The following is a 19038-nucleotide window of genomic DNA, read 5'->3' on the forward strand; positions in this document are numbered from 1 at the left end:
ATCTTTATGTATTCAGTAAGCGCAGCACATCATCATCGACAGTACCTTTATGGCATCTTGATGGCTGGGATCGGCTCCATGCTGTTCTCAGGCAAGGCGATTTTGGTAAAACTCGCTTTTGGTTATGGTGCAAACGCAGAAACACTTTTAGCTTTACGCATGCTCATGGCCCTTCCCTTATTTTGGGGGATCTTCTGGTGGGAATCTCGTCGCAAGACTATGAGTCCAATTACCTGGCTTGATCGTGGCAAATTATTCTTCTTGGGGTTCTTGGGCTACTTCCTATCAAGCTACATTGATTTCTTAGGTCTGCAATATATCTCGGTTGGTTTGGAGCGCATCGTCCTCTATCTCACACCAACTATCGTTCTGCTTATCTCTTACTTTGTATTAAAAAAACCGATCTCTAAACTGCAATGGTATTCACTGATCGTTGGCTACATTGGAGTATTTATCGTATTCATACAGGATGCCAGTTCTTCAGGGTTAAGTGCATGGCTTGGAATGTTCTTAGTTTTTGGTAGCGCCTGTTCTTACGCGGCCTACATGATTGGCGCAGGAGAAATGGTCAAGCGCATTGGAAGCGTTCGCCTTGTTGTCTACGCCAGCTCAGCCTCAGCCATCCTCAGCATATTGCAATCAACGATTCATAATCCGACCGCCATATTTGAGCAACCCCCACAGATTTATTGGTATAGCTTACTGAATGCGAGTCTCTGCACAGTCATTCCAATGCTACTCATCATGGTTGCCATCAATCGCATCGGATCACCATTGGTGGCACAAGCGGGAATACTCGGCCCTGTATCTACTATTTTTATGGGATATTTAATTTTGGCTGAGCCAATCACCTGGACGCAAATTAGTGGAATGACTTTAGTGATTGCAGCTATGTGGCTATTAGTACGCAATGATGCGCCAACAAAAAAGTCACCAGACCCAAAAAAATCTGATGACTTCGATAGTGCGGAGCCCCTAAATTAGGGGAAACCGATTTACTGTACTGCTGCGTCAGCTGCTGGATTAGATTTCTTTTTAGACTTCTTTTTAGACTTTTTCTCAGCTTTCTTTTCTTTCTTGGCGTTTTTCTTAGCCTTCTTCTCGGCAGATTTCTCACTTGGGGCAGCAGCTGGGGCAGACGCTGGCGCTGGGTCAGCAGCCATCACAAAAGTTGGGGCAATACCGATAGCAGCAGAAATCAGAGCAGCTAGGCTCAAGCGCGCAATACGAGAAATCATGTAATTCTCCGAGAAAGTTTGTGGATAATTTAATAATACTCAAAAAATTGAGATTAATGCTTCATTTTTACAAGGCTGGACATGAGCGATTTTCCGAACGACATCTTTACTGAGCCTCAAGGATATTCAGTCAACACCCTAGAACAGCTAGGGCCTTTGACTGGTATGGCGGGTATCTGGGAAGGCGTACGTGGCTTAGATGTGAAACCTAAAGCAGAGGGGCCAAAGAAACAAACCTATGTAGAGCGCATTGAACTACAGCCTATTGATCCCCAAACTAATGGTCCTCAATTGTTTTATGGCTTGAGATATCACACTCATATTACCAAGCCCGATCAAGTAAAAACCTACCATGATCAGGTTGGATATTGGCTATGGGAGCCAGCAACTGGCAACATCATTCATACCCTTTCGATACCGCGCGGCATGATCACGATGGCAACTGGCAAAGCCACTCCAGATGCCAAGCAATTTGAGTTACTCGCCAGTGAAGATGATCGATGTGCAGGCATCTCCTCCAACCCTTTCCTGGATTACGCATTTAGAACGGTCGAGTTTCACATTCAGGTTTCAATTAATGATGATGGCACTTGGTCTTATGAGCAAGATACGGTTATGAAAATCAAAGATCAGGCAGAGTTATTTCATCATGTAGATAACAATACGCTACATAAGATTGGAGAGGCAACGCCTAATCCTCTAGCCAGATGATTGGCGAGATGAATCTGAATTTAATTTCAGAAAACGTAATAAAGGCCATCATGTGATGGCCTTTATTTATATTACTTAACTACCGAATTCTTTATGCAGGCTGGGCTTCAGTCTCGGTAATTTTTTCAAGTGCCGCTTCAAGATGACCGACAGTGCGATCAACATGAGCCAGCTTTTCTAAACCAAACAAACCGATGCGGAAAGTGCGGAAGTCAGGACGCTCGTCACACTGCAAAGGAACGCCTGCTGCAGTCTGCAAGCCAAGCGCAATAAACTTTTTACCAGACTGAATATCGGGATCTTTGGTGTAGCTCACTACAACGCCAGGAGCTTGGAAGCCTTTAGCTGAGACAGAGTGATAGCCTTTAGAAACCAATAGGTTGCGTACTTTTGTACCCAGCTCCACCTGTTTGTCTTTAAGTGCAGCAAAGCCGAGTGATTGAGTTTCTTTCATCACGTTACGCAAAATCTTTAAAGCGTCCGTAGGCATAGTGGTGTGATAAACGTGGCCACCTTTTTCGTAGGCCTCCATGATCTGTAACCACTTTTTCATATCCATCGAAAAGCTGCTGCTTTGGGTAGCATCAATACGCTCACGTGCACGCTCACCTAAGGCGATCAGCGCGCAACATGGTGAGCTGCTCCAACCTTTTTGAGGTGCAGTAATCAGCACATCAACATTGCAAGCCTTCATATCAACCCACATTGCACCAGAGGCAATGCAATCCAATACAAATAAACCGTTTACTGAGCGCACTGCATCACCTACTGCTTTGAGGTAATCGTCTGGAAGAATGATGCCCGCCGAAGTTTCTACGTGCGGAGCAAATACTACCGCTGGTTTTTCTTTCTTAATAAACGCCACCACTTCCTCAATCGGAGCTGGAGCAAATACACCTTGCGCGGAATCTTCTAATTGGCGACCTTTAATAACGGTGACATCCTTGGTGATATTCGCCAAATCAAAGATTTGTGTCCAACGGTAGCTAAACCAACCATTGCGTAAAACTAAGCATTTTTCATTATTGGCAAACTGACGAGCAACCGCCTCCATGCCAAAAGTGCCGCTGCCAGGAACGATCACTGCTGAACTAGCGTTATAAGCATCTTTTAAGACGCTTGAGATATCAACCATCACGCGCTTAAATTCTTCAGACATATGATTTAAAGAGCGGTCGGTATAAACAACCGAGAACTCCAATAAACCGTCTGGATCAACGTTGGGAAGTAGGCCTGGCATAGTAATTTCCTAGGGATTTCAGTAATTAGCCCTAAATGATACTGATTTAAGTCTTTTTTGGGCAGATGAAGCCCAAACCCTCTTTAAAAGGGCTTTTTTCACTGTTTTGCCAGCCTACTTTCCAGTTTTGGAAGAAATAGCGATTCCGATAACGATTAGCGCAAAAGCCAAACCATGAAATAGCTGCGGTGGCTCACCGAGCATGGCAGCCGATAAAAGTGCTGTAAACAGAGGAATGAAGTTCGCAAAAAAAGCAGCGCCCGTAGGTCCGGCTCCATTTACACCCAAACCCCAACAACGATAGGCAATAAGAGATGGGCCAATAGCAACAAACAAGATTAAAGATGCTGTCCACCAATTTAAGTCAATAAAAGCATGGCCGGCGGCAATTTCAACACCATCGAAAAATCCTGTCCACAAAAGACCGACAGTCACTTGCGCCATTAAAAACTCGGCCCATGGCCATTGGCGCTCAGAACTCGATCCAGGGCGGCTAAGCATCCAGCTATAAAAAGCCCACAAGATAGTGGCCAGCATAATTAAAAGATCGCCGATCACCATTTCCATGGACAACAGCGTTGCTAAATCACCGCGTGTTAATACGATGCCAACACCCAGCAAACTCACTAATGCGCCAATCATTTGCAGGACACTTGGCTTTACTTGATAAAACACTGCGCCAATTAATAACATCCAGATCGGCATGCTGGCGCCAATTAAGGTGACATTGATCGCAGTAGAAGTTTGCAGCGCAAGGTACAGGAGTACGTTATAGCTCCCCACCCCAAATAAACCTAAGAGTAGAAAGCGTTTTTTGTTTTGCCATAAAGCACTTCCGGGCATGAAGACACGCCAACCTAATGGAAGTAGAAGCAAAGCAGCTAACCCCCAACGAACTGCGCTTAAAGTAATTGGAGAAATGCTTCCCACCAATACACGGCCAGCAATAGCATTACCTGCCCACAAGGCGGTAGCCAATAGTAAGTAGCCGATAGTCGCGAAATTAAGCTGGGGCATAGTGAGATTTATGAGGGGGAGCGGTTATTTAGCGTCCCCGAACAAGGGATACCCAGTTATTGTAGAAACAATTCTCCGGGTATTGCTAAGATAGTGCTTAAATTAAGCTTTTGCTCTCACAAAATAGCATCAAATAGAAGGATTTATTGTGGCAATCATTACCAATATAGAAGACTTGCGGGTCCTCCACAAAAAACGTACCCCCAAGATGTTCTACGACTACGCAGACTCTGGATCATGGACCGAGTCCACATATCGCGCCAATGAATCTGATTTTCAAAAAATTAAATTGCGTCAACGTGTAGCCGTCAATATGACCAACCGTACGACCAAGACAACTATGGTTGGTCAAGAAGTTGCTATGCCGGTTGCTCTGGCGCCAACTGGCCTCACTGGAATGCAACATGCTGATGGTGAAATTTTGGCCGCCAAGGCTGCTGAGAAATTTGGCGTGCCATTTTGTCTATCCACAATGAGTATCTGCTCAATTGAGGATGTGGCAGAACGTACTACCAAGCCATTTTGGTTTCAGCTCTATGTTATGAAGGATCGTGGCTTTATTGAGCGCCTCATTGAACGCGCTAAGGCAGCAAAATGCTCCGCTCTTGTTCTGACTTTGGATTTACAAATCCTAGGTCAACGCCATAAAGACTTAAAGAATGGTCTCTCAGCCCCACCCAAGCTCACCATTGCCAATATGATCAATATGGCAACTAAGCCACGCTGGTGCATGGGAATGGCAATGACGCCGCGTAGAACATTCCGCAACATTGTTGGTCATGCCACCGGCGTTGGCAACATGTCTTCACTCTCCTCTTGGACTGCAGAACAGTTTGACCCAGGACTTAACTGGGGAGATGTTGAATGGATTAAAAAACTCTGGGGCGGAAAGCTCATCATCAAAGGCATCCTGGATGAAGATGATGCACGCTTAGCTGCAAACTCCGGGGCAGATGCATTGATTGTTTCTAATCATGGCGGTCGTCAACTCGATGGCGCAATTTCTAGCATCAAGGCATTGCCCGGAATTGTTGATGCGGTTGGCAAAGATATTGAAGTCTGGATGGACGGTGGCATACGCTCTGGTCAAGATGTTCTGAAGGCTTGGGCTTTGGGTGCACGCGGCACGATGATCGGTCGCCCATTCTTGTATGGCTTGGGCGCGATGGGCGAAGCCGGCGTCACTAAGTGCCTAGAGATCATCCACAATGAACTAGACATCACCATGGCATTTACAGGTCATCGTGATATCCAAAATGTGACTAAAGATATTTTGTATCCGGGAACCTTTTAAATTTTTCACCTACTCAACTACCCTCTTGCCGTCTTTGGTGTATCACTTGCAGTATTCGCTTTCGCCGTATGGTTTGGGCATGCTGCACTTAGTCGCTACCGCACCAAAGACACCGAAACCTCTGAAGATCTAGGCATCATTCAGACTGCCACATTAACTTTGCTGGCGCTCATCATTGGATTTACCTTCTCAATGGCTATTGATCGCCATGACCAGCGGGAAATTTATGAGGAAGGCGAAGCAAACGCTATCGGAACCGAGTACTTACGAGCAGACCTTCTCCCCCCAAAGGCCGCAGCCGCAACTAAAGATTTATTAATTCAATATATAGATCAACGCATTCTGTTTTACTCCAAACAGAGCCCAGAAAAGATTCTGGAAATTCGCAGCAAAACAGATCAGCTGCAAATGGCCCTCTGGAATGAAATCCTTCCAGTTGTTCGTACGCAACCCACCGCCCCGATTGCTCTAGTTGCATCCGGCATGAATGATGTCTTAAATTCTCAAGGCTATGTTCAGGCCGCTTGGTGGAATCGCATACCATACACCGCCTGGGCGCTAATGGCCGCCATAGCAGTTTGTGCAAATCTATTAGTGGGATTTGGTGCGCGTAATTTTCAAAAGAATATTGCTCTCTTCATGATCTTCCCTTTTGTTGTTGCAGTGTCATTCTTTTTGATTGCCGACATTGACAGTCCAAGAGGTGGAGTAATTCGAATTGAAGCTAGAAATCTAGTAGCGCTAAAAAATAATCTAATGCAGCAGATGGAAAAAGCCCAGCCATCGGTCGGCATTAAATAAGCTTCACGATAAAGGCGGTCCAGATGAAACGTGTAGTGGATGTTTTTAAAAACCGTGGCCGCGAGCTGGTCTGGACCTACGTCATTCATCTTCAAAATGACGAGGGTTTTCATCCTGGACAGCTGGACTTTGAGGTAGAGGCTCTCAGGCTCTCTCAGCTAGATAAACGAGGTACAGCCAATGAGCTTAGTGCAAAAGCTCGTCCGAACAATTAAATTAGGGTCGCTAGCATTCACTATTGAAGTGAATAACTCAACTATATTTGGAGCAATAACTAAATGAAGCCACTCTCTAAAAAAGCCAAGATGGCTGTAGGCTGGACAATTTTAATGACTGTTATTGGAACCGCGATGTTGCACCAGTGGCAATTCTTTGCAATGGGTTGCGCGTCCATCGCCGTTCTGCTTGTGGCGAATCACTACGATCTTCTAAAAGATCCTGAAGACAAAAAATAATCCCACCTATGTGGGTGGGATTATTAACATGCATTTCCGAGTCTAAGGCTTGTATTAAAGAGTTGGGTAATCGGTATAGCCAGCTTCACCACCACCATAAAAAGTAGCGCGGTTATAAGGATTTAAAGCGGCGCCTTTCTGGAATCTTTCAGCCAAATCTGGATTAGCAATATACATACGGCCATAAGCTACTGCATCAGCCAAACCATCCTCCAGAACCTTCTCACCCATAGCTTGGTCATACCCACCAGCAGTGATAAATTTTCCCGTATAAGCAGAGCGGAACATTTCAGAGGTGATAGGCGCATCTTCATTCACTTGATCACCGCCTCCCGCACTGCTTGAGCGAGGCTCAATCATATGAACATAGGACAGGTTATAAGTATTGAGTTTTGCAATCGCAGCTGTAAACAAGGCAACCGGATCACTATCTCCCATATCGTTAAAAGTACCGTAAGGTGAAAGGCGTACGCCCACCTTATCACTTGGAAACACCTTGCAGACTGACTCAATGACTTGACCCAATAAACGCAGGCGGTTCTCAATGGAGCCACCATATTGATCGGTACGTTGATTAGTTTTATCTTGCAAGAATTGATCTAACAAGTAGCCATTAGCAGAATGAATTTCAATGCCATCAAAGCCTGCAGCTTTTGCATTTTGAGCAGCTTCCTCAAATTCCTTAAGCAAACGAGTGATGTCTTCCAAACTCATTTCTTTTGGCACTTCATAATCATGCAGCTTCCAATCAGCACCATATGTTTGACCAAAGGGGGCAATTGCTGAAGGCGCCCGAGGTACGCCCTGCTCAGGGTGCAAAGAAGAATGTGAGATACGGCCAACATGCCATAACTGCGCAACGATTGAGCCACCCTTATCATGAACCGCTTGAACGATCTCTTTCCATGCGGCAGTCTGTTCTGCCGAATAAATTCCAGGCGTAGCAGGATAGCCCTTGCCCAAGGGAGAAATTTGCGTTGCCTCGGTAATAATTAATCCAGCGCTAGCACGCTGTGCGTAATAGGTTTTTGCTAATGGATTTGGCACATCACCTGCAATCGCTCGCATTCTTGTAAGCGGCGCCATGACTAGACGGTTTTTTAATTGAATTGAACCGAGACTAACCGGTGTGAACATGATTTCTTTGCCTGACATTTGCTGCCCTTTTGTATTAATAAATTAGATGATGGACTGTAACAAGGATTGGTAGTTTTTGCTGAGCAAGGAGCTGGCTCAACTAGGTGCGTCCAAATTGCTCACGAATGCAATTAGCCAGTGCATTAAATTCCTGGGTATGCGCCGTAGATGACCGCGCAACCAACGCTATCACCCTTTTAGGTGTAGGCGACGCCAATTCCTTGGCCACTAATTGAGTGTTATTCAACAAGCTACTCTTTACCGCCATACCAGGAAGCAAAGCGATCCCAAGGCCTGACTCGACCATTTGCAATAGCGTTAGAAGGCTTGTTGCCTCCAAGCCTTCAGCTTTGCGAATATCAGTTCTCTTACATGCTTGCAAGCTATGCTCTCGCAAGCAATGCCCCTCCTCTAACAACAAGAGACGCTCGGCCATCTTAGCTGGCAAAGTTACCTCTTTCCCTTTTAAAGCTGGATCACCCTCTTTAGCAACCAACCAAAAGTGATCGTCGAACAATTCTTGTACGAGAAGTCCGCTGACATCATATGGCAAAGCAATCAAAGCAAAATCTAATTTGTGTTCAGCAAGTCTTGAAAGTAGATTTGCTGTTAGATCCTCCCTTAGAGTAATTTTGAGATCCGGAAATCGCGCGCGGACTTCCGGCAAAACTACAGGCAACAAGAATGGAGCAATGGTTGGTATTACCCCCAATCGAATGGTGGCGGTCATCGGCTTACCGGTTGCACCTGCATACTCCACCAAATCTTCAGAAGCAGCCAAAATAAGTTTTGCACGCTCAAGCACCTCTAACCCAATCGGGGTTATTGATACATTTTGGCGATCACGTTCCACCAAATGGATCCCTAGCGCATCCTCCAATTCTTTTAATCCTGCGCTCAATGTTGACTGCCCAACAAAGCAGGCTTGCGCAGCTCTGGTGAAATTGAGCTCTTTAGCTAGGGCAACGAAATAACCTAACTGTCTTAAAGACGGTAAATAAGCCATATATACCCCTTGTTATCGATTTATTGGATAAATACTATCATAATCATTTACTGGAATGATAAATGAATTAAGCGCACACTACATCCATGGTTGAGAAAGCAGTAGATAGAACTCAAAAGACTCAACAAATCGAACTTAATAAAAAGGAATCAAAATGGCTCGTCCAGAAATCAAAACTATCCACAACTTAGAGTCAGCTTTTGCTGGTGAATCTATGGCCCATATTAAATATCGCTACTTTGCCAAGTTAGCTCGCGCAGCAGGCGACGAAGAGACAGCCAAAATATTTGAAGTAACCGCCGAGCAAGAGGTAATGCATGCATTTGGTCACCTAGACATACTCTACCCTGCCAATACAATTACGCCAGCGCGCGCCTTGGAAATTGCAATCGAAGGTGAAACTTATGAATACACTGAAATGTATCCTTCGTTCCGAAAAACTGCCGTAGAAGAAGGTAATGCAGCTGCAATTCAAGAGATTGATGAGCAAATTGCTGAATCAAAAGAGCATGCACAGCAGTTTCAGGCGGTACTAACAAAAGCAGCAAAACGGTTCGCTGCATTGGCCAATGTTGAAGAGCGCCACGCAAACCATTACAAGCAGGCTTTGGAAAAAGCAAAGGTTTTTGCCGCTCAATAAGGGTGGCTCAGAAATTAATAGCAATTAAATTTAAAATTAACGAATTATCTAAGGAACCAGTATGAAAACTTACCAATGTATCGTGTGTGGCTACATTTACGATGAAGCAAAAGGCATTCCTGAAGATGGCATTCCAGCCGGAACACTCTGGGCTGACGTACCCGATGATTGGGAATGCCCTGACTGCGGAGTTGCAAAAGCTGATTTTGAGATGGTTCAAGTAAGCTAATGCCCATTCATCACAACTAACCCTGTTTATTTTTCGTCATTTTGGAGAGTCAAGCTTTGGATCAAACCACCCCTCAATCCGGTTCCGCGATTGTCATCATTGGCAGCGGATTGGCTGGCTACACTGTTGTACGAGAAATTCGTAAACTGGATAAAGCAGTCCCCATCACTTTGATAACAAGAGAGCCTGGTTACTTTTATTCCAAGCCAATGCTCTCCACTGCACTTGCAAGTAAGAAAGATGCAATGCAACTCATCTCAACTGCGGCTGATGGCATGGCAACACAACTAGATATGACGATCTTGAGTGAGTGTGATGTTAGCGGAATTGAATCTAGTACTCAAACAATTAAAACCAGCAAGGGTGATCTTCCTTATGGGAAATTGGTCATGGCATTGGGATCCGATCAAATTCGTTTGCCATTACAAGGTAACGCTGCCAACGAAGTCTTTACTGTTAATGATCTTGAAGACTATGCCCGTTTTCGCGCCGCTATTGATGGCAAAAAGAAAGTGGCCATTCTGGGTGCAGGTCTAATTGGTTGTGAGTTTGCCAACGATCTTGTGCTGGGTGGATTCGAGGTAGATGTTATTGACTTGGCTCCACAGGCCTTAGGGCGCCTATTACCGGAAGCGGCGGCACTTGAGCTGCAAGGAAATTTAAGTGCAGCTGGAGTGCGCTGGCATCTTGCTACAACTGTAAATGCCATTGACCGCACGGGAGAGGGCCTGCAGGTAACACTGAAAAATGGCAGCACGATACATTGCGATGTATTTTTGTCTGCAGTAGGTCTAAAACCGAGAATTGAATTAGCAAATGCAGCTGGTATCAGCGTTGGCACAGGCATTCAGGTCAATCGCGAACTAGAAACCAATATCAAAAATATCTTTGCAATAGGAGATTGCGCAGAGGTGGATGGTTTAGTTTTGCCATACGTGATGCCAATTATGCAGGCAGCAAGAGCATTGGCACCAACCTTATTAGGTCAAGCCACAGCACTCACCTACCCTGCAATGCCGGTGATGGTGAAGACCCCTGCCTTGCCCACCATTGTTTCTCCGCCAGCAAAGGGCGCTGAAGGTAAGTGGGCCACCAACCCAGTAGAGGGTGGCCTGGAGGCCCGCTTTGAATCTGCTGATGGCAAGTTATTGGGCTTTGCATTAATGGGCGCAGCCACAGCACAACGCGGCACCCTCACCAAGGAACTGCCAGCCATACTGGCCTAAGCAACCCCGATACAAAAACAAAAAAAGGCCCGCAATACGGGCCTTTTCTTTATACAGCTAGCGGTGATTAAGAAACAATCACAAACCAAGTGGTGTTGTGTGATTGAGCAACCATCAAGAACAACATTGGGATAGATAAGACTGTATTTAAACGGGATGTCAGCATCGCAAAACGAGCAGACTTTGCTTTTACATCAGACTCAACGGCTACGATACCAAGCGCACGCTTCTGATTTGGCCAAATGATGAACCAAACATTGAAAGCCATGACTAGAGCAATCCACATACCTAAACCGATTGCGCGAAATGGTGCTTGCAGTGTGAAAGCTTGGTGTAAATAGCCACTTAAGCCCGCAACTATCAAGCCAGTTACCACAGTAAACAAGGCTGCATAACGGAACCAAAACAATGCAGTTGGAGCAATCACTTTGCCAATCGCTGGTTTTTGCTCATCTGGAATCTTTGGCATAGAAGGAATTTGCACAAAGTTGAAATACCAGAGCAAACCAATCCACATCACGCCAAACATCACGTGCAACCAACGGAATACAAACGGGAGCTCAGCAGAGCTAAAGCTTCCGCCCAAAGCAAAGATGATTAAGACAAGAAGAACAAAGCCCGCAAGAACAGTACGTCCCAGCGAAGTTAAGATAGAAGTCATGAGATTTTCCAGAGATTCAAATATTATTTAGCGAAATTCTGGCTAGCAAAATCCCAGTTCACCAGATTCCAAAAGTTTTCGAGATACTTTGGACGTGCATTGCGAGTATCGATGTAGTAGGCGTGCTCCCAAACGTCGCATGTGAGCAGAGCTTTAGCATCAGTAGTAAGAGGAGTTGCTGCATTGCTAGTAGAAACCAGATCAAGAGTGCCATCCGCCTTCTTAACCAACCATGCCCAACCCGATCCAAAAGTTCCAACTGCGCATTTGGTGAACTCTTCTTTGAATTTATCAAATGATCCCCACTTAGCATTAATGGCATCGGCCAATGCACCTGTTGGAGCTCCGCCGCCATTTGGCTTCATGCCGAACCAATAAAAAGTGTGATTCCAAACTTGAGCTGCATTATTAAAAATACCGCCTGAAGATTTTTTAACAATCTCCTCAAGGGTGGCATTCTCAAACTCGGTACCCTTAATTAAGTTATTCAAATTAGTGACATAGGTCTGATGATGCTTGCCGTAGTGAAACTCCAAAGTTTCCTTAGAAATGTAAGGCGCTAAAGCATCAAGTGCATACGGCAACTGAGGTAAGGTATGTTCCATTTGTATTCCTTTTAATTACATTAAGAGCAAAAATATAGGTTATTTTTGAATAACTATAGACTATTCTGGCTTTTTTGTTTGAGGGACAAATAAATTCTGCAAGCCCTGATAACTTAAGGCCTAGTTAAGAAAAGAAATGCCGGCAGGTTCGCCGGCATCCAATAAAACATGGGGTTTTGCAGCCTATTGAGCCGTCCAACCACCGTCCATGTTCCAAGCTGCTCCACGTACCTCAGAAGCATCCGGCCCACATAGAAATACCGCCAAAGCAGCTAATTGTTCTGGAGTAACAAACTCACCGGAAGGCTGCTTCTCAGATACCAAAGCAGTTTTGGCAGCCTCATTAGAAATGCCTTCACGCTCTGCACGCGCATCTACCTGTTTCTGCACTAGCGGGGTCAAAACCCAACCCGGACAAATTGCGTTGCAGGTAATACCAGTGCGGGCATTTTCTAAAGCGGTAACCTTTGTAAGACCAATAATGCCGTGCTTTGCAGCAACGTAAGCAGCCTTCTGAGTAGAGGCAACTAAACCATGTACAGATGCAATATTAATAATGCGGCCCCAATTACGCTTCTTCATTCCAGGTAATGCATGGTGCGTCGTATGAAATGCAGAGCTCAAATTAATAGCGATGATGGCATCCCACTTATCTGTCGGAAACTCTTCAATACTTGCAGTGTATTGAATGCCGGCGTTATTAACCAAAATATCCAGTGAGCCAAAACGCTTTTCTGTCTGCTTGATGAGGTCCTCAATTTCAGCGGGCTTGCTCATATCTGCACCGTGATAATCAACTTCTACTCCACATGCTTTGATTTTGGCAATGGCCTCATCTTTCTCACCAAAACCATTAACCATAATGTTGACACCTTGCTTTGCTAATGCAATAGCCATTCCCAAGCCAATACCGCTAGTAGAGCCAGTAACTAGGGCAGTTTTACCTTTTAATGTGGACATTTCTCTTTTACCGTATCAAGTTAACTAAAGGGCCGTTCAATTTGCCCAAAAACTTGATGTTACAGGATGAGCCGGACCACCCCAGCAGACAATGCACTAGGGCGGCCAGAACCCATTAAAAATCAGATCTTCTTGAGGGCTCGCAAGATCTTTTCTGAAGTGATGGGCTGATCTAAGACGTTTACATTAAATGGCGCCAAAGCATCATTGATTGCATTTTGTACCGCCCCTGGTGCGCCAGCAGTTCCTGCCTCACCCGCCCCCTTGGCGCCTAATTTTGAAGACTGAGTAGGGGTCTCTACGTGTGCCACCTCAATATCCGGCATTTCATTGGCCATCGGTACCAAGTAGTCGGCCATACTGCCGTTGCGTAACAAACCACTTTCATCATAGAGGCACTCTTCAAACAGAACGCCACCAATACCCTGCACAATTGCACCGCGAACTTGCTCATTAACCAACATTGGGTTAATCACGCGTCCGCAATCCTCTACAGCCCAGTGTTTTAGTAACTTCACAAATCCAGTTTCCGGATCAACCTCAACATAGGATGCCTGAACACCATTGGTAAAGATAAATGGATAATCTTTCTGGGTGTAATGTCGCGTTACCATGAGATCAGCAGAAAATCCTGCTGGCAGAGTATCGGTACGGAAATAACCAACCCTACCAACTTCACTAAACGGCAGCAACTGTTCACCAGTTGCTTTATCCAAAATATAACCACGACGAGCAATAAGTTCCGCAAGCGGACGATTCAAAATTGCACCGGCAAGTTTCAATATATTTTCATGCAGGGCTTGGGCTGCCAACAGAACTGCCTCGCCACCAACACCTGCACCACGAGATGCCCAGGTACCTCCTCCATATGGAGTGACATCAGTGTCGCCAGTGATGATCCGCACTTGATCAATTGAAACGCCCACCGCATCAGCAGCAATTTGAGTGTAGATACCTTCAGTTCCCTGTCCTTGCTCACCAACACCAATCATTACAGAAACCACGCCACTAGGATCCATACGGACAGTAGCTCCATCCTGAGAGGCAATTCTTGCTCCACCCACTCCGTAGAATGCTGGGCTTGGATTAGTTAACTCAATTAAGGTTGCAAATCCAATGCCACGATAGATACCCTTCTTACGGAGTTCTGCCTGCTCCTTGCGCAAGGCTGGGTAATCCATCATTTTTTCAATTTCACGTAAGCACTGCTCATGCGAGAGCACTTCTAACTTAATTCCAGAAATCCCAGAGCATGGATATGCATCATCTGGAATCACATTACGCTTACGGAACTCAAGCGGATCCATTTGTAATTTTTGAGCAGCCAAATCAACTAAGCCCTCAGTCACTGCACAAGCAATCGGATGTCCCACACCGCGATACTGGCAAGTTGGAGTTTTGTTCTGAAAGACTACATTTAAATGAGCGCGATAGTTTTGATGCTTGTATGGGCCGCCGACTAAATTGACAACCTGGTTACCCTCAATAGCACTCGTTCTTGGGAACATTGAGTAAGGGCCAATTGCCGTTAAGTCATCGATCTCAAAAGCTAAGATGTCGCCCGCCTTATTGGCGGCGATACGACCTTTAATGCGATGTTCACGCGCATGAATATCGCTGGTAAATGACTCCAAACGATCAGCAACAAACTTCACAGGACGCTGCAGCATCATCGATAGACCGACAGTAGCAAAGTCATCAGGATAAGCATGCACCTTGATGCCAAAAGAACCGCCTACATCTTTACAGATTACATGCACGTCAGACTCTGAAAGCCCAAACTGGCGGCAATATAAATCTTGCATCATATGAGGCGCTTGTTGCGAGTGGTACACAGTCAGGCGACGATTGCCTGGGTTGTAATCTGCAATCTGACAGCGCGGCTCAAGAGTCACTCCAGTATGGCGACCAAATCCAAAGGTAGCTTCAGCAACCACATCAGCTGTTGCGAATACCTCATCCACATTACCAACATCTAAGCTACGGGTAAAGCATAAATTATCACCAAGCTCTGGATGAATCAATGGAGTATTTGCATCAAGAGCAGTTTCCATAGAAACTACCGCAGGCAATTCTTCCCACTCAACATCAATATGCTGCAAAGCATCCTCTGCCTGCGCTCTAGTTTCAGCAACGACCGCAACCACTGGCTCACCTTGCCAGCACGCACGATCAATGGCCAATGCATGTTGTGGGGCAGATTTCATGCCAGCCAAGTGGCCCAAGGTTGCAACCCATGGCTTACAAAGCTTTGCCATCTGCACACCATCCACAACGGCCAGAACGCCAGGCATCTTGCTCGCCTGTTCAGTATGGATTTTTCCAATCTTCATATGCGCCACTGGAGAGCGCCAATACACAACGTGCCCCATACGTGGCAGCTGAATGTCATCAATATAAGTTCCTTGACCCTCTAGCAGACGTCGAGCACCGTGTCTTGGTTCACTATGACCGATGTAACGCTGATCATTTGTTACGGGATCAAGAACCATTCCCTTCAAATCACTTGGCTTATTCATAATGCGTTTCCCTCAATACCCTAAGCGTTAGCAAGGACAGGTTTAATTTTTTGGCCCTTAGCACGAGCATCCAAAACGTCAATAATGGCATCCACAATCGAGTGATAGCCAGTGCAACGACAGTAATTACCAGAGATCCATTCACGCACTTGTTCGCGCGTTGCCTTTGGTTGCTTTTCAATTAACTCTGCGGCAGCTAGCAACATGCCTGATGAGCAAAAGCCGCACTGCATTGCGTTATGTCGCATGAAAGATTCTTGAAGATCCGTTAAAACGCCGTTTTTAGTCAACCCCTCAACAGTGTCAACCACGCTACCGTCAGCTTGAACTGCCAAAAACAGACAGCCACGAATGATTTGTCCATCGACCTTGACGGTGCAGGCTCCACAAGCACCTTGCTCGCAACCCAAATGAGGTCCCTTGAGGTAAAGGTCTTCACGTAAAAAATCCACTAGATGTTTACGCGGCTCTACCTCTGCATTTACAAGTTGACCGTTTACAGTCATTGAAATTTTTTTCTTCAAGGTCATTTTGATCTCCAAATTCTTCTAATGATGTTTTGCTGTTTTGTCTTATGCAGCCATGTGCTTAAGACCACGCTCAAGCAAAACACCAATTAAGTGTTGCTTGGCTTCTGCGCTATTCGTAATGTCAGCAATTGCTTCAATTTCATTACGTGCTGCAGCAACCGCTTGAGCAATCAATTCATCATTTAGTTTTTTGCCATCAACCAAATCTTGTGCAGCTGTCGCCATCACCGGTGTAGCTCCAACCGAGAAGAAAGTAAAAGCACAATTGGTTAATACTTCACCTTGCTTTTGAGCTACCGCCGCAAGACCAGCAACCGCATAGTCACCGTGACGTCTAGCAAGCTCATGAAAGTAGAAAACCTCTTGCAAGCAAGCAAGAGGAATTTCTGTTGCAACTAAAATTTCATCGGGCTCAAGAGAGGTTGTGTACAAATCAATGAAGAAATCTTTTGCGGAAATACGACGCTCACCCGCTGGACCATGAATAATCATCGTGGCACGCAGAGTCAAGCTACAGGCTGGCCACTCGGCCGCAGGATCACCGTAAGCTAAAGAACCGCCCCAGGTGCCTAGATTGCGAATAGCTCTATGTGCAATATGCGGTGCAGCAGCTTTCAAAAGCGGTGCGTGCTTTGCAACCAAGTCTGAATCTTCGATTTCTGTATGAGTAACAAGTGCACCAATGCGCAAGCTATTTCCAACAACAGAAATGCCTTTGAGCTCGGCGATATCAGTAATGTCAATCAATACGCTTGGCTCAGACAAGCGCATATTGAGCGTTGCCAACAAAGTTTGTCCACCCGCAATTAAACGGGCATCTTCACCAGCTTCCTCAAGCAAAGTTAGGGCCTCATGTAAGGCCTTAGGCTTCACATAGTCAAATGCTGCAGCTTTCATTACGTCTCCTCCACCACCAATGTAATTAGCCTTTTTAGCTTTTTATTTTTTGCACTACTTTAGTTTTTACAGCAACTGCTTTTTTTAGTTTTATAGAGCTTTATGTTTACTCTTTTATTTACTGCTGGCGTCCAACTCCAACGCCACTGTCTCCCCGCCTAATTCTTTTGCGAACCTCTGAAAAAAGTCGTCTGCAATCTTTTTTGCTGATGCGCTAATCAAGCGACCACCAATTTGTCCTAACTTGCCGCCAATCGAAGCTTCAGTTGTGTAGGAGACCAAAGTCCCCCCTTCGGCCTGCTTAAGCTCTACACGCGACTTTCCTTTGGCAAAGCCTGCTGCCCCACCAGACCCCTCAAAGGCCATAGAACATGACTGGTCAGGAACGATATCGCTCAAGAGCAATTTCCCGGCAAAGCGGGCTCTAACAGGCCCGATTTTGAACATTACTTTGGCGTGGATCTCTTCCGGGGAAACTCGGCTGATCTCCTCACAGCCAGGAATGGACTTGGCCAGCACGTCAATATCGTTCAAACCCTTCCACACATCAGGGATTGGAGCCGATATTAGTTGCTCACCATTTAATTCCATTTGATCTCCTTGGGGTTTGTACGAATAGAGTCTTATCTACCAATTGTTCAACAATGTACCATTATTTAACTTTTGGTCAATAAGTCCAAATTCGGATAAACCCTGAGAACCCATGCGTTTTACTGAAGATAGCGTTTCCAGCCCGAATAAAGCTGAAGTTTCAGCAGGGGTAGCAACGCCAACAAGAAAGCGAATGGGTACAGCTGAACGCAAGCGCCAAATATTGGATAGCGCCATTCAGTTCTTCGCTAAGCATGGCATTGATGGTCAATTAAGAAATTTAACAAAAGAATTGGGTGTTACACACACCCTGCTCTATCACTACTTCCCCACTAAAGATGCCTTGATTCAGGAAGTTTACAAAGAGGTTTTTGAATCTCGCTGGAAGCCTGAGTGGGAAGAATTGCTGGACGATAACTCGCTCACTCCAGAAGAAAAGTTGAATGCTTTTTATCTCGATTATTCAAATACCGTACTCACTTACGACTTCGTACGCATCTTAATATTCTCTGGTTTGAGTGATCACTCCATCAGCGATAAATTTTTTGAACTTTTGCGCTCACGCTTATTACCGCGACTCATCCGGGAAACCCGCAAGCATTGTGGTAGACCCAATACCTCAAAACCGACTCAGCGTGAGCTTGAATTCCTAATGGGTCTGCATGGCGGTGTCTTCTACATCGGGATGCGCCGCTGGATCTACGGGCAAGCCATCTATGCCGCTGAAAGCCCTGATACCGAACAAGAAATTATTCGGGATCGCGTTCAGGCTTATCTTCATTCCGCCAAATCACTATTCGCTTAATTACAAAGGTCATCATGTCTAACTTAAGCCTTAACCACTTCTCAATCCGCAGCCTCGAGATCGAAAAAACTACTGAGTTCTATAGCAAGTTACTTGGCTTAAAAGTCGGTCCTAGACCAGAGTTCCCGTTTCCAGGTGTTTGGCTTTACAACGGCGATGAAAGTAGCTGGGCTAATGCAGTACTACACCTTATCGCTATTGATAAAAATGATCCGAACGGTCTAAAACAATATTTAGGTGAGCGCGACCCTCGCTCCTTGCATGGATCAGGCGCGGTTGATCACATCGCATTTTTTGCAAATGGTCTGGAAGAAAAAATTGCGCTTCTCAAAAAATTAAATATTTCTTTTCGCGAGAGAACCGTACCGGTCATAGGACTCTATCAAATATTTTTGGATGACCCTAATGGCATTGTTATTGAATTGAACTATCCAGCAGCAGAAAAAACCGCCTTAGATGCGAAAGCAGCATAGGAG

The 19038-nt window shown here is 45.4% G+C and carries 23 protein-coding genes; 11 read left to right on the forward strand and 12 right to left on the reverse strand.

Annotated features, from left to right (window positions below; genetic code table 11):
- Positions 1 to 6: 6 nt before the first annotated feature.
- Positions 7 to 984, forward strand: coding sequence for a DMT family transporter (locus ICE93_RS09460; RefSeq protein ID WP_216187628.1), 978 nt, complete (start codon positions 7 to 9; stop codon positions 982 to 984).
- 11 nt (positions 985 to 995) lie between these two features.
- Here the strand turns inward: ICE93_RS09460 and ICE93_RS09465 are convergent, their stop codons facing one another.
- Positions 996 to 1238: a protein tyrosine phosphatase gene (locus ICE93_RS09465; protein WP_216187629.1), complete on the reverse strand. Its 243-nt coding sequence runs from the start codon at positions 1236 to 1238 to the stop codon at positions 996 to 998.
- A gap of 81 nt (positions 1239 to 1319) precedes the next feature.
- Between ICE93_RS09465 and ICE93_RS09470 the strand changes: the two genes are divergently transcribed.
- Positions 1320 to 1949, forward strand: a complete 630-nt coding sequence (locus ICE93_RS09470) for an FABP family protein (protein WP_216187630.1) — start codon at positions 1320 to 1322, stop codon at positions 1947 to 1949.
- A 91-nt stretch (positions 1950 to 2040) separates the two neighbouring features.
- Here the strand turns inward: ICE93_RS09470 and ICE93_RS09475 are convergent, their stop codons facing one another.
- A complete protein-coding gene (locus ICE93_RS09475) occupies positions 2041 to 3189 on the reverse strand; it encodes an aminotransferase class V-fold PLP-dependent enzyme (RefSeq protein ID WP_216187631.1) in 1149 nt (382 codons plus the stop codon).
- A 114-nt stretch (positions 3190 to 3303) separates the two neighbouring features.
- The gene (locus tag ICE93_RS09480) at positions 3304 to 4206 is read right to left on the reverse strand and encodes a DMT family transporter (RefSeq protein ID WP_216187632.1); all 903 of its coding nucleotides are present in this window, start codon (positions 4204 to 4206) and stop codon (positions 3304 to 3306) included.
- Between the two features lie 148 nt (positions 4207 to 4354).
- Between ICE93_RS09480 and ICE93_RS09485 the strand changes: the two genes are divergently transcribed.
- The 4 genes from ICE93_RS09485 (at position 4355) to ICE93_RS09500 (ending at position 6756) form a co-directional block, all read left to right on the forward strand.
- Positions 4355 to 5500: an L-lactate dehydrogenase gene (locus ICE93_RS09485; RefSeq protein WP_216187633.1), complete on the forward strand. Its 1146-nt coding sequence runs from the start codon at positions 4355 to 4357 to the stop codon at positions 5498 to 5500.
- 159 nt (positions 5501 to 5659) lie between these two features.
- The gene (locus tag ICE93_RS09490; RefSeq protein WP_216861317.1) at positions 5660 to 6301 is read left to right on the forward strand and encodes a hypothetical protein; all 642 of its coding nucleotides are present in this window, start codon (positions 5660 to 5662) and stop codon (positions 6299 to 6301) included.
- Positions 6302 to 6324: 23 nt separating this feature from the next.
- Positions 6325 to 6516 (forward strand): hypothetical protein, encoded by a 192-nt coding sequence (locus tag ICE93_RS09495; RefSeq protein ID WP_216187636.1) that lies wholly within the window; start codon positions 6325 to 6327, stop codon positions 6514 to 6516.
- 63 nt (positions 6517 to 6579) lie between these two features.
- A complete protein-coding gene (locus tag ICE93_RS09500; RefSeq protein WP_216187639.1) occupies positions 6580 to 6756 on the forward strand; it encodes a hypothetical protein in 177 nt (58 codons plus the stop codon).
- 54 nt (positions 6757 to 6810) lie between these two features.
- Here the strand turns inward: ICE93_RS09500 and ICE93_RS09505 are convergent, their stop codons facing one another.
- Both ICE93_RS09505 and ICE93_RS09510 read right to left on the reverse strand, forming a co-directional pair.
- A complete protein-coding gene (locus ICE93_RS09505) occupies positions 6811 to 7911 on the reverse strand; it encodes an alkene reductase (protein WP_216187641.1) in 1101 nt (366 codons plus the stop codon).
- Between the two features lie 82 nt (positions 7912 to 7993).
- On the reverse strand, positions 7994 to 8899 hold the full coding sequence (locus ICE93_RS09510; RefSeq protein ID WP_216187643.1) for a hydrogen peroxide-inducible genes activator: 906 nt from the start codon (positions 8897 to 8899) through the stop codon (positions 7994 to 7996).
- 154 nt (positions 8900 to 9053) lie between these two features.
- Here ICE93_RS09510 and ICE93_RS09515 point away from each other — a divergent pair, with 154 nt between their 5' ends.
- The 3 genes from ICE93_RS09515 (at position 9054) to ICE93_RS09525 (ending at position 10994) form a co-directional block, all read left to right on the forward strand.
- Complete coding sequence (locus ICE93_RS09515; protein ID WP_216187645.1) at positions 9054 to 9539, forward strand: rubrerythrin family protein; 486 nt, start codon at positions 9054 to 9056, stop codon at positions 9537 to 9539.
- 61 nt (positions 9540 to 9600) lie between these two features.
- The gene (locus ICE93_RS09520) at positions 9601 to 9768 is read left to right on the forward strand and encodes a rubredoxin (protein ID WP_216187646.1); all 168 of its coding nucleotides are present in this window, start codon (positions 9601 to 9603) and stop codon (positions 9766 to 9768) included.
- Between the two features lie 56 nt (positions 9769 to 9824).
- Positions 9825 to 10994: an NAD(P)/FAD-dependent oxidoreductase gene (locus ICE93_RS09525; protein ID WP_216187647.1), complete on the forward strand. Its 1170-nt coding sequence runs from the start codon at positions 9825 to 9827 to the stop codon at positions 10992 to 10994.
- 67 nt (positions 10995 to 11061) lie between these two features.
- On the opposite strand, the gene ICE93_RS09530 is transcribed toward ICE93_RS09525, so the two are convergent.
- From ICE93_RS09530 to ICE93_RS09560, 7 genes are all read right to left on the reverse strand, one after another.
- Entirely contained in the window at positions 11062 to 11655 is a 594-nt protein-coding gene (locus ICE93_RS09530; RefSeq protein ID WP_216187648.1) for a urate hydroxylase PuuD, read from the reverse strand.
- A 23-nt stretch (positions 11656 to 11678) separates the two neighbouring features.
- A complete protein-coding gene (gene sodB, locus ICE93_RS09535; protein WP_216187649.1) occupies positions 11679 to 12260 on the reverse strand; it encodes a superoxide dismutase in 582 nt (193 codons plus the stop codon).
- Between the two features lie 183 nt (positions 12261 to 12443).
- Positions 12444 to 13220, reverse strand: coding sequence for a 3-hydroxybutyrate dehydrogenase (locus ICE93_RS09540; RefSeq protein ID WP_216187650.1), 777 nt, complete (start codon positions 13218 to 13220; stop codon positions 12444 to 12446).
- A gap of 122 nt (positions 13221 to 13342) precedes the next feature.
- A complete protein-coding gene (locus ICE93_RS09545) occupies positions 13343 to 15739 on the reverse strand; it encodes a xanthine dehydrogenase family protein molybdopterin-binding subunit (RefSeq protein ID WP_216187651.1) in 2397 nt (798 codons plus the stop codon).
- Between the two features lie 20 nt (positions 15740 to 15759).
- The gene (locus ICE93_RS09550; protein ID WP_216187653.1) at positions 15760 to 16269 is read right to left on the reverse strand and encodes a (2Fe-2S)-binding protein; all 510 of its coding nucleotides are present in this window, start codon (positions 16267 to 16269) and stop codon (positions 15760 to 15762) included.
- A 42-nt stretch (positions 16270 to 16311) separates the two neighbouring features.
- The gene (locus tag ICE93_RS09555) at positions 16312 to 17166 is read right to left on the reverse strand and encodes a xanthine dehydrogenase family protein subunit M (protein ID WP_216187655.1); all 855 of its coding nucleotides are present in this window, start codon (positions 17164 to 17166) and stop codon (positions 16312 to 16314) included.
- 114 nt (positions 17167 to 17280) lie between these two features.
- Entirely contained in the window at positions 17281 to 17757 is a 477-nt protein-coding gene (locus ICE93_RS09560; protein ID WP_216187657.1) for a CoxG family protein, read from the reverse strand.
- A gap of 112 nt (positions 17758 to 17869) precedes the next feature.
- Here ICE93_RS09560 and ICE93_RS09565 point away from each other — a divergent pair, with 112 nt between their 5' ends.
- Both ICE93_RS09565 and ICE93_RS09570 read left to right on the forward strand, forming a co-directional pair.
- The gene (locus tag ICE93_RS09565) at positions 17870 to 18562 is read left to right on the forward strand and encodes a TetR/AcrR family transcriptional regulator (RefSeq protein ID WP_216187659.1); all 693 of its coding nucleotides are present in this window, start codon (positions 17870 to 17872) and stop codon (positions 18560 to 18562) included.
- Between the two features lie 14 nt (positions 18563 to 18576).
- On the forward strand, positions 18577 to 19035 hold the full coding sequence (locus tag ICE93_RS09570) for a VOC family protein (RefSeq protein ID WP_216187661.1): 459 nt from the start codon (positions 18577 to 18579) through the stop codon (positions 19033 to 19035).
- Positions 19036 to 19038 lie beyond the last annotated feature (3 nt).

The organism is Polynucleobacter sp. MWH-HuK1 (genome assembly GCF_018881815.1).
Lineage (GTDB): Bacteria > Pseudomonadota > Gammaproteobacteria > Burkholderiales > Burkholderiaceae > Polynucleobacter.

What these genes read in the sequence shown, in the direction of transcription:
- ICE93_RS09460 (WP_216187628.1), top strand. Translation starts at nt 7, where the DNA reads ATGTATTCAGTAAGCGCAGCACATCATCATCGACAGTACCTTTATGGC.
- ICE93_RS09465 (WP_216187629.1), bottom strand. Translation starts at nt 1,238, where the DNA reads ATGATTTCTCGTATTGCGCGCTTGAGCCTAGCTGCTCTGATTTCTGCT.
- ICE93_RS09470 (WP_216187630.1), top strand. Translation starts at nt 1,320, where the DNA reads ATGAGCGATTTTCCGAACGACATCTTTACTGAGCCTCAAGGATATTCA.
- ICE93_RS09475 (WP_216187631.1), bottom strand. Translation starts at nt 3,189, where the DNA reads ATGCCAGGCCTACTTCCCAACGTTGATCCAGACGGTTTATTGGAGTTC.
- ICE93_RS09480 (WP_216187632.1), bottom strand. Translation starts at nt 4,206, where the DNA reads ATGCCCCAGCTTAATTTCGCGACTATCGGCTACTTACTATTGGCTACC.
- ICE93_RS09495 (WP_216187636.1), top strand. Translation starts at nt 6,325, where the DNA reads ATGAAACGTGTAGTGGATGTTTTTAAAAACCGTGGCCGCGAGCTGGTC.
- ICE93_RS09500 (WP_216187639.1), top strand. Translation starts at nt 6,580, where the DNA reads ATGAAGCCACTCTCTAAAAAAGCCAAGATGGCTGTAGGCTGGACAATT.
- ICE93_RS09505 (WP_216187641.1), bottom strand. Translation starts at nt 7,911, where the DNA reads ATGTCAGGCAAAGAAATCATGTTCACACCGGTTAGTCTCGGTTCAATT.
- ICE93_RS09510 (WP_216187643.1), bottom strand. Translation starts at nt 8,899, where the DNA reads ATGGCTTATTTACCGTCTTTAAGACAGTTAGGTTATTTCGTTGCCCTA.
- ICE93_RS09515 (WP_216187645.1), top strand. Translation starts at nt 9,054, where the DNA reads ATGGCTCGTCCAGAAATCAAAACTATCCACAACTTAGAGTCAGCTTTT.
- ICE93_RS09520 (WP_216187646.1), top strand. Translation starts at nt 9,601, where the DNA reads ATGAAAACTTACCAATGTATCGTGTGTGGCTACATTTACGATGAAGCA.
- ICE93_RS09530 (WP_216187648.1), bottom strand. Translation starts at nt 11,655, where the DNA reads ATGACTTCTATCTTAACTTCGCTGGGACGTACTGTTCTTGCGGGCTTT.
- sodB (WP_216187649.1), bottom strand. Translation starts at nt 12,260, where the DNA reads ATGGAACATACCTTACCTCAGTTGCCGTATGCACTTGATGCTTTAGCG.
- ICE93_RS09540 (WP_216187650.1), bottom strand. Translation starts at nt 13,220, where the DNA reads ATGTCCACATTAAAAGGTAAAACTGCCCTAGTTACTGGCTCTACTAGC.
- ICE93_RS09545 (WP_216187651.1), bottom strand. Translation starts at nt 15,739, where the DNA reads ATGAATAAGCCAAGTGATTTGAAGGGAATGGTTCTTGATCCCGTAACA.
- ICE93_RS09550 (WP_216187653.1), bottom strand. Translation starts at nt 16,269, where the DNA reads ATGACCTTGAAGAAAAAAATTTCAATGACTGTAAACGGTCAACTTGTA.
- ICE93_RS09555 (WP_216187655.1), bottom strand. Translation starts at nt 17,166, where the DNA reads ATGAAAGCTGCAGCATTTGACTATGTGAAGCCTAAGGCCTTACATGAG.
- ICE93_RS09560 (WP_216187657.1), bottom strand. Translation starts at nt 17,757, where the DNA reads ATGGAATTAAATGGTGAGCAACTAATATCGGCTCCAATCCCTGATGTG.
- ICE93_RS09565 (WP_216187659.1), top strand. Translation starts at nt 17,870, where the DNA reads ATGCGTTTTACTGAAGATAGCGTTTCCAGCCCGAATAAAGCTGAAGTT.
- ICE93_RS09570 (WP_216187661.1), top strand. Translation starts at nt 18,577, where the DNA reads ATGTCTAACTTAAGCCTTAACCACTTCTCAATCCGCAGCCTCGAGATC.